This window comes from Bradyrhizobium sp. LeoA1Lang, from assembly GCF_055413685.1.
Genome location: NZ_JBVAPG010000461.1, coordinates 1 through 733, shown reverse-complemented (window position 1 = coordinate 733; position 733 = coordinate 1). Strand labels below are relative to the sequence as shown.

At 65.9% G+C, this 733-nt stretch carries 1 protein-coding gene; it reads right to left on the bottom strand.

Annotation, left to right across the window (positions count from 1 at the left end; genetic code table 11):
* The coding region (locus ACZYOF_RS44140; protein ID WP_463719643.1) for a MobA/MobL family protein at window positions 1–710 on the bottom strand (710 nt) is incomplete at its 3' end.
* Window positions 711–733: the final 23 nt, after the last annotated feature.

Sequence of the window (733 nt, the reverse complement as noted above, 5' to 3'; positions counted from 1 at the left end):
GCCGCGACGCCGATATGGGTGGTCGGCACGACGTCGATCCCGCGCTCGGCGTAGGACCGCCCATCGACCCGTATCTCGTGCCCGTTCAGGGCGAGATGCTGGTTTTGCAGGTCGAGCCAGCCATTGCGCTGCTCGAGGAACTCCTGTTTGTCGCCGGCCCAAAGCCGGTAGGCGATCTTGCCGGATTTCAGGCGCAGCGGCTGCCCGTCGTCTCCGATGGCCGCGACCCGCTTCGGCCCGAATCCGGTTTCGGTGAGAGGCCGCAGCGTCGTCATGAGGTGGACATGCGGATTGCCCGGCTCGTCATGATAGACCCAGTCCGCGACCTGCCCGCGCGACAGCACCTGCTCGATCACGAACTGGCGCATCAGCGTGATGTTCTGCTCGCTCGTCAGCTCGACGGGCAGCGCGATGATGAACTCCTTGGCGAACTGCGCATCCGCCCGCTTCTCGAAGGCCTCGACCTTGTTCCAGAAGGCCTCCGAGGCACCCGCAACGGAGCGATCGGCGATCATCGTCCGAAGCCAGGCGGGCGCGTCGGCCGGAACCAGGACTTCCTCGTGGATCATCCCGCGTTTGTTGGAATAGTCGACGGTGCGGCCCTCGGCCTCGAACTCCATCTTCGCGCAATGCCGGTAGGCAGCGGCCAGCACGGCGCTGCGGCCATCGCCGCGTCCGATGAGCTGGGGCGTGAAATGGGTGATGGCCACGGCTGGCGCGATCCTTAAGACGA